The 8,456-nt window shown below is 67.2% G+C and carries 4 protein-coding genes; 2 read left to right on the top strand and 2 right to left on the bottom strand.

Annotated features, from left to right (window positions below):
* Positions 1–18 precede the first annotated feature (18 nt).
* Entirely contained in the window at positions 19–1,134 is a 1,116-nt protein-coding gene (locus ACFV6E_RS32790; protein ID WP_385466650.1) for a hypothetical protein, read from the bottom strand.
* Positions 1,135–1,958: 824 nt separating this feature from the next.
* On the opposite strand from ACFV6E_RS32790, the gene ACFV6E_RS32795 reads away from it, so the two are divergent.
* Both ACFV6E_RS32795 and ACFV6E_RS32800 read left to right on the top strand, forming a co-directional pair.
* Positions 1,959–4,208 carry a tetratricopeptide repeat protein gene (locus ACFV6E_RS32795; RefSeq protein WP_385466652.1) on the top strand — a complete coding sequence of 750 codons (2,250 nt, stop codon included), beginning with the start codon at positions 1,959–1,961 and terminating at the stop codon, positions 4,206–4,208.
* Between the two features lie 664 nt (positions 4,209–4,872).
* On the top strand, positions 4,873–5,841 hold the full coding sequence (locus ACFV6E_RS32800) for a hypothetical protein (protein ID WP_385466655.1): 969 nt from the start codon (positions 4,873–4,875) through the stop codon (positions 5,839–5,841).
* A 591-nt stretch (positions 5,842–6,432) separates the two neighbouring features.
* Here the strand turns inward: ACFV6E_RS32800 and ACFV6E_RS32805 are convergent.
* Positions 6,433–7,392, bottom strand: a complete 960-nt coding sequence (locus tag ACFV6E_RS32805) for a 5'-nucleotidase (RefSeq protein ID WP_385466658.1) — start codon at positions 7,390–7,392, stop codon at positions 6,433–6,435.
* Positions 7,393–8,456: the final 1,064 nt, after the last annotated feature.

Raw genomic sequence — 8,456 nt, forward strand, 5'->3', positions numbered from 1 at the left:
CTGTGGGCGCGACGCTGTTCAGCCGACCGGAGGCTGAGGCAGGTCGGACGGGTGCCATGGTGCGGGGTCGTCTGCGCGTTGCTCAATGATTTCCGCTGCCACGTAGCGGAGTTGGAAGGTGTGGGCGTGGTCGCCGTCCATCCAGTACAGCGTCAGGGCGGAGAGCATGCTTTCCTTCACCCAGCGCGTGCGGGCCGAAGTGCTGGTCTCCTGATCGAGGATCCATGCCTCGACCTGTTCGGGGAGGCCGAAGGTCAATGCGTAGGCGGCCGGGTTGTCCTGGGGCCGAATCTCCCAGACCGGGTGGGGTCCTGCCTGTCTGAGTCGGCGCAGCCGGACGGAGTGGGTGGGGTGCTGGCGTGCGTAGCGGACAAAGCCGTACAGGTCGTCGGAGGCCAGTCCAAGGACGAACGGTGCGGCGGGGAAAGCCAGAATGAGCCCCAGAGTGGACCGGCTGCGCAGACTCTCCGCCAGGACGTCGAGCGGAGCGGTCACCATGGAGTCGGTGGCGGCTGGCTGCTCCCACAGGCTCAGCAGGGGTCCTCGCAGGTAGTTCCGGAGCGCGTGGACGGTCGGCCGGCTGGCTGCCGGCAGCGCCTGCATCGCCGTGTGGACGTCCGTTGCCGCGGTGCGTACCAGGGTGCGCAGTCTCGCGAAGTCCGGCATGGACAGATCCACGAGCGAGATCTGGTGGGCGAGGGCGAACTCCTGGGCGTCCTGGCTGAAGCCGGACGTGGAGAAGATGGCGTAGCTGTACCTGTAGCGGGTTCTGGGCCGGCGTGGGCCCGAGTGCCTCGTGATGGTGGTCATGACGTTCTCGTTGACGTCGTGGATGACACCGTGGCCGTTGCGGACGGTGGACAGTCGCACCCTGGTCCGGGTGAATTTCGCTTCCACGAAGAGGCGGACCGGGAGGGAGAACGGCGGTACGTACCGGAATTGCCCCAGTGTGTCGGCCTGGTGCCAGGCTCCGCGGCCGCGCACCACCAGGCCGTGGTTGCGTACTTCCAGCGTCTTCCACGGCGGCTGCTCGCCGTCGTCCTGGGGGGTGAGCACCTCGTATCCGCTGGAGCGCAGCAGCCAGGCCAGGACTTCCTCCAGGAGGTATCCGCGCAGCGCACGTTCACTGATCATGGTGGGACCCTAGCGGGCGTGCCGGGAAGGCGTCACCGACGGGCGGCAGACCAGCCGACGCGGGGTGCGGCTGCGGTTCGATTCCGTACAGGGCCGGTGTGTGCACGCGGCCTGGGTGGAGGGAGGGTCGCCTGATTCGCTGCCGTCGAAGGGGCGTTCCGGGGCCGGCTGACTGCCGGTGGTGCGGTCCGTGAGGACACCCCGGGTGCGGTCGGGCAGGGGCTTGTCAGTGCCTCCTGCGATGATGGGGATGTGACAGGACGAGCACGATACGTGGTGTGGCTGTTGGTGGTGCTGCTGGGTTTGGCAGCGTTGGGAGTGGGTGTCGTCGCGGTGACTGCCGATCTCGGTACCTCTGCTCAACTCGCGTCCGTGGCCGGGTCGATTGGCGGCCTGGCCGCTGCCGCGGTGAGTGTCTATGCCCTTCTGCGTCCGCCTACCGCTCCGCGCGGTGCGCCGGCTGCGTCGGCGTCGGGAGCACGGTCGGTCGCGGCCGGTGGCAGTATCGGACGTGCCGTCACCGGCGATCGTTCCCGCCTCACGACCGGCCCCGTAATGCCTGGTCCAGGGGGTACTTCGGGAGAGGCGCAGGCCGGTGGTGAGCGTGGTGTCGCCGCCGGCGGTGAGGTCGGCGAGGCGATCACCGGGGACGACGCGCACGCATGAGCCGATGGAGAAGGAACTCCAAGACGGCGCTGGGTCCGTCCACGTCTCAGGCCGGCCGCTCGGACCGGCCGGCGGACGGCAGTGCGACGGCCTCCGGGACCCGGTCTGTTGCGGCCGCCGGGAACCTCGGCGTAGCCACCACAGGTGACCACAGTCCGGTGACGGTCACGGTGCACCGGGCGGCGCCGCTTCCCACCGCGCTCGCGTCGCTGCCCGCCGCGCCCGCGATGCTCAGCGGCAGGGACAGAGAGGTCGCGCAGGTCCTGTCGGCCTTGCGCCCCCTCGAAGCTGACCAGCAAGTCCCGGACATCCCCGGACACGGTGTGCCGGCCGGCGCAGCGCAGCCTGCGCCTCCTCCTGTGCTGGTGGCATCGGTCGCAGGGCTTGCTGGAGTGGGCAAGACGGCACTTGCCCTCACGGCCGGGCATGCCGCCACAGCAGCCGGCTACTTCGACGGTCATCTCTTCATCGACCTGCGCGGGTACGACGCGAGTCCGGTTCAGGTCGGCCAGGCATTGGAGTCATTCCTGCGGGCTCTCGGTGTCCCTCATGACTCCGTCCCCGACGCAGTGGAGGAGCGAGCGGCGCTGTACCGGTCCGAGCTGGCCGCGCTGGCCAGCCGGGGACGACGCCTGTTGATCGTGGCCGACAACGCCTCTAGTGCCGACCAGATACGTCTACTGCTCCCCGGGCAGGGCGCGCACCGACTCCTGGTGACGTCCCGGCACACCCTGGCGACACTGAACGCGCGTCTTTTCGATCTGAGCGTGCTCGCCCCGCAAGCAGCCGTGGCGCTTCTTCGTCAGGCACTGGTGACGGCCGACCCCGGCGACGCCCGTGCCGGTGCGGCCAGCAAGGACCTTGAAGAACTGGCGCGCCTGTGCGGGTATTTGCCGCTGGCCCTGCACATCAGCGCCGCCCTGTTGATCATGGAACCCGGCCAGTGCGTCGCCGAGCTCATCGCGGAGCTGGAAACGGCCCGCTCCCGGCTCGGTCTCCTGGACGACGGCGAACGTGCCGTCCGCGCGTCCTTCGACCTCTCCTACCGTCGACTGCCCCCGGATCATGCCGTGTTCTTCCGTCTCCTGGCGCTCAACCCCGGCACGGACATCGGGCTCGGCGCGGCGGCGGTTCTCGCCGATCTCCCGCTGCCCGCGGTACGCGTCATGCTGCGCAGTCTCGTTCAGGCGCATTTGCTGGACTGTGTGGACCAGCGATGGTCGATGCACGACCTCGTGCGGGAGTACGCCACCGAGCTCGCGCGCAGCGTCGCGGAGCCGCCACGGCACGCCGCCGCCGAGGGAGCCGCTTCGGAAGCTGCTGCGGAACAGGCGCGTCGGCAGCGCCGGCTGCTGGAGCACTATGCGACAACCGCCCCCTCCGCGTGCGCGTGCCTCGGTGTACAGGCCGCATCGCCTGTTTCGGGCGATTTCGCCGGTCAGGACGAGGCACTTGCCTGGCTGGACGCCGAGCGGGCCAATCTGACGGGCTCGGTGGCCGCTGCGGCGGACGCCGGGCACCACGACATCGCTGTCGATCTTCCCGTGGTCCTCTATGACTACCTCACCTGGCGCGGGTACTACGACGACCTCATCTCTGTCACGACCATCGCGTGCCGCGTCGCTCACCATTCCGGCGCACCCGCTGCCGAGGCCCGGGCGTGGAACAACCTTGGTATCGCATTGAGTGAGGCCTCACGTTTCAAGGATGCCTTCCGGGCCTACGAGCGGGCCCTCGACCTGTTCACTTCACTACGCGATGACAACGAGCGGGGCAAAGTACTCAACGGACTCGGTCTGGCCCTGCGGGAGTCCGGCAGGACTGCCGAAGCGATCAAGGCCCACCGGGAGGCCGTCGCGGTCCAGCGGGTCACGGGCGACCTGCGCGAACAAGCAGCTGCACTGAACAACCTCTCCCTCGCCGTTCAGGAACTCGAGGACTATGACGAGGCGTACGCGGCGGCGGACGAGGCCGCTTCCCTCTTCCAGCGACTCGGCGACGCCGCCGACGAGGCAAGCGCCCTGTGCACGGCCGCTTTCGCCCTGCAGGCGCAAGGCAGAGGCGAGGAAGTGCGCGCCGCCTGCCGGCGTGCCCTCGCAGCCAGCCGCTCCGCGGGAAAACCTCTCGTGGAGGCAACGACGCTGATGACCTGCTCCCAACTGGACGACGACCTCACTCTCCAAGAGCAGATCGAGTACCTGCTGCAGGCAGAGGCGGCCTGCGAACGGGCCAATGCCGCCGAACTCCGAGCTGCTGCTCTGTCCGGCATTGGCACAGCACTCGCCATGGCAGGCGAAAAGGATCAGGCAGTCGCCTATCTCCTGCGTGCGCGAAGCGTGTTCGAAGAGCTCGGTTTCACCGAGCAGGCAGCAGGGGTCAGCGAAGGCATCGTGCTGCTCCAGTCCTAGATGCTGCTGCGGGGCCTGCACGGTAGACCATCAATGTCTTGTGAAGAGGACCCGCGTCGATGCTGCGTTCCTTGCTGTGCGCCGGCTGCTCAGGCGGCCGGGTCCGGTCGCACCCCGCTGCGTCGCCGAGGAGTACCCAGCGCGGCCGGCCGAAGACAAGTCGATCCGGGCCCAGTTGATGCTGGCGTCGTGGCGTTCGGAGCAGTGACAAGTCCAGGGACCGGCGGAGGAAGAAGCGGTGCTGTCCGACACCGGAACACTGCTGCAGGAGGCGCTGCGGGATCAGACAGAGGCGTGTCGGCTTCTGGGCCAGCATGTACGGCTCGCCGGAGAGGCCCCTGAAGGCACACTGTACTTCCGGGGAGCGTTGACGGCGGCCACTACACCGTATTGTCCGGCGTTACCGCTCTTGTGTTCGGCGCCTGTCTCCAGGCCGCGGCCCGGTTACTGCGCTACGGCCTGGAGGCCGACGGCTCTGCCAGTTGACCGTGGTAGCCGGTCTCCTCCGCCCTGCGAGGAAGTCTGCGCGTGCCCGGCAACACTGTGCCGCCGTAGACCGTCTGGGCGGCACAACTTGCGCGATGACGGGTCGCCCGAATGTCCGCGTCCGTACCTCACCCGTGGGGTGCCGGTCAGGCAGTGGGAGGCTGTTGTCATGCCTCCCATGCAACCTTTCGCGTCCGACTGGGACCGCGAGACCATACAGCAGGCCGAGCAGTGGAACTGGCTCGCGGTTGAGATAGCCGAGATCCGGCGATGCGCCGAAGCAGGTGATCAGGCACACGACCGGCTAGCTCTCATCCTCCTTGACCACCTGGTGGAGGTAGTCATCAGCCGCGAGGTCAACGCCCGGCTGGCTTTCCAGATCGCCGACAGCGCCATCGAGGAGATGCGCGAGTTCCGCGACAGCGGCGGACAGCTCCCCGAGGAACTGAACCAGCTGGTCGATACGCATATAGGGCCGGATCGCCGTAAGGCCATGGATGACCACCTGGATGAGAAGACCAGGTTCCTGCGGCAGAAGGGCGTGCTGACCGACCAGGAGCGCACCGTACTAAACCGACTGCACCGGTACCGCAACGCGGCCTATCACCGGGATACACTGGAGCCGGACCTGATTGCGGATCTCGTCCTGGCCTACCGGTTGTTGGCGGACGACCTTCTCGGTCGGCACAGGCCCATCGCGTGGACGATGGCGTCATCGGACCCAGCTCCCATCGTGACGCCTCACCAGCTTCAGGGCCGACTTATCGAAGGCGTCGACGTCGATCTCAAGGCGATGGCCCGCCGGTTTCGCGACCATGCGGTGAAGCGTGTGGAGGCTGTTGTCGCGGCCGTGGCCGTCGCGCAGCGGCTGCTGGGCGTCGACAGCTCCGAAGAAGCGGATGCCGCTCTGCCGGATGACGAGATGGCCCGCATGCTGACCGGCCTCAGTGATGCATCCAGACACCTGACGTCATGGGCGAGGCAGGCGGAGGGACTGAAGTCCAAGACGTCGTCGCTCACCGGCCTGTTGGATCCGTTCATCAACCTGGACCGGTCCCTGAGCCGCATCGAACCGTCCGTCAGGCGCCTCGACATGATCCTGGACTGGTTGGGGCAGCGTCGGATAGACGAGCTCCGCGGCAAGTAGCACCACGCGCGCCTGGGCAGGCATTCAGGACCCCTTCGCCGAGAGGGGCTGCCGACCCTGCCCCGAGCGTGTCGGGTGTACTTTTTAGGCCACTCGCTCCCGCTCCGTCGCAGTGCTGTCGCGGCTGCTTCACGAAATCCAGGTGCGCAACCAGCTCGACCAGCAGACCGAGCAGCGGCAGCGTCGGTACGCGATCCGCGCCGCCCTGCCCCAGAACGTCTGAGCGCACGGCCTACGCAGAGCCCACTTTCGAGGCCTGCCCCGCACCTGTGGGCAGCCCGTTTTAGCCGCCATGGCCTGCAGTATCAGCCGCCTCGCCGACTGGTACTGCACCATCCCACCTGCCTGCCAGACACCTCGCTTCCGGACTCTCCGCAACGCGGCCGGATTGGCCAGCGCTTGACCACCCAAGATCACCTCCAGAGTCACGGCTTCTAGGACGGCATCGGAGGTGCGGCCGATCCTTGATCCATCTCGGTGGACTCCGCTTCCCACGCACGGTCGCCCCCGGGAAGGGTGGCGGCCCAAGAGGAACCGTTCAGGCAGGACGACGTGGCCGCATCGCCACCTGTGCTCGGTCTCTTCATCTGCTTACCGGTCTGCTTCGGTGGGGGCCTGCTCGTCCGTTTCGTTGATCTTCCCGAAGGGGATGTGCACGCTGGGTGTGCTGCGGGAGGTTCCGGCCAGGTGGCTGACCTGGTCGTCGAAGAAGATGTGGGGCTTGAGGACGCTCATAATCCTGCTTTTGTCGATGCCGCCGAGGAAGAAGGCGTCGTTGACGGTCACACCCCAGCCCTTCAAGCTGCGCACCGCGCGTTCGTGGGCCGGCGCGTTGCGGGCGGTGACCAAGGAGACGTGGACTCGGATCTTGTAGTCGGGGTCTTTGGCCCGCTGTTCTTCCTCACGCTGCTGGATCCGGTTGACGCTTGCAAGAAAGTCCCGCAGGGGGCCTGGGTCGTGTGGGGTGGCGGCGTTCGTCGTCTCGTAAGAGCGAAAACCTTCAATCCCGTCGGTCTGGAAGACCTGTTCTGAGGAGTCGTCAGCGAGCACTCCGTCGAAGTCGAAGGCGATCCGCAGATCCTGGTCGTCGGTCTCATCGGCTGCTGCGGGGCCGAGGACACGGCCGGCGGGCAGGCCGAGGGCGACAGCCTCGCGGACGTCCGTCTCGTTCGCGGACAGGAACAGAGACATGTTCAGCGCGGGCATGAAGCGGTAGGGAGAGCGTCCCTGCATGAAGATGGCACGACTGATCGTCAGACCGTGAGCCTGGATGGACCGCATGACCCGCAGCCCGGTGTCGGGATCGTTGCGGGACAAGACGATGACCTCGACCAGAGGGTCGTCGGATGCGCTGAGGCCGTTCAACGACAGCAGCCTCCGGATGAAGGGAAAAGCGGCCCCGGCGCGCAGGTTATCGTCCAGGTGCTTCTCCTGGAACGTGCGGTAGGCCTCCTCCCCCTGATCACGGAAGACAGCGTCCGCTTCCTCCAGGTCAAACAGCGCGCTGGAAGCGATCCCGACGACCAGACGGTTGGCAAGTTCGTACGGCACGGCTCTCCCCCTGCATCAAATCAAACGCACGTACCAATTATGGCATCGGTGCCCATCTGCAGCGACCTCCCCGGAAGCCTCAGTCCTTTCAACGTGATCGCAGGCGGCGCGACCGGGTCCGGGTCCGGGTCCGGCAACAGGGTCGGGCTGCGGCGCTCGGCGAAAGGCGCCGATGTGTCGATCAGCGACCGTTCCAGGCACCCCTGGGAACCCGTCCGCACCTGGGGCGGCCCTGCACGCCAATGCCGTCCCGGACCTCATGGCCGGCCACCCAAGACAGCAAACGGCCGCAGTGGCAGCCCGCACCCGCTCTGCACCGGCCTGCCCGCCCACCGGCGAAAGAGAGCGTCGCGTGTCAGTGCAGCCCTCTACGCTGCAATGGGACGCGCGCACCGTGGGGCGGCAGGACGGTCAGAGGACGGCAGTGACAGCGAACAACAGCAGGACACACAACTGGCAGAGCATCTGGGAATGGGACGGAAGCCAACATCGCGCGTTCGGGGAACTCTGCTTCCAGCTCCGAACGCCGGCGCCTCCGCGTTGGGAGACGATCAAGACCGCTGCTCCGGACGGCGGCGTCGAATGGTACGACCAGGCGCCCGACGGCAGCGCCCTCCCTCAAGGCTTCCGTCTCCGTGATGCTGCCCAGCCCGCTCCTGAGAGACAGCGGGCTGCGACGCGACCCTGACCGCCCCTGCTGGCACGACGCCCATGGGCAGCTCCAGGTGCAGTACCTGACGTGGGAGTGGCCCAGCGGTACGGCCTATGCTCTCCTTGCCTCCAGAGAGTGGCTCGAACAACGGCTGCAGCGCACCGGCCACTGCCTGGTTCAGGGAATGCTCGGCGAACGGCAGCCAGTGACCGCCGAACACCCGCGTGTTTGGAGAGAGTTCAGCCAGAGTGCCAGCCACACGGCGCAGGGGCAACGAGAGCGGGGAACGATTGACACCGCAGTCAAGCGAAGCTTCCACTAGGGTCTGTTTTCAAAGATGATCAGGGTCGTGTCATGATCACTTGCCATGGCTCGTGGGGATCTGACGGAAGCGCAGTGGTCGGCGTTGGAG

Source organism: Streptomyces sp. NPDC059785 (assembly GCF_042732375.1).
In the GTDB taxonomy this organism is placed as follows: domain Bacteria; phylum Actinomycetota; class Actinomycetes; order Streptomycetales; family Streptomycetaceae; genus Streptomyces.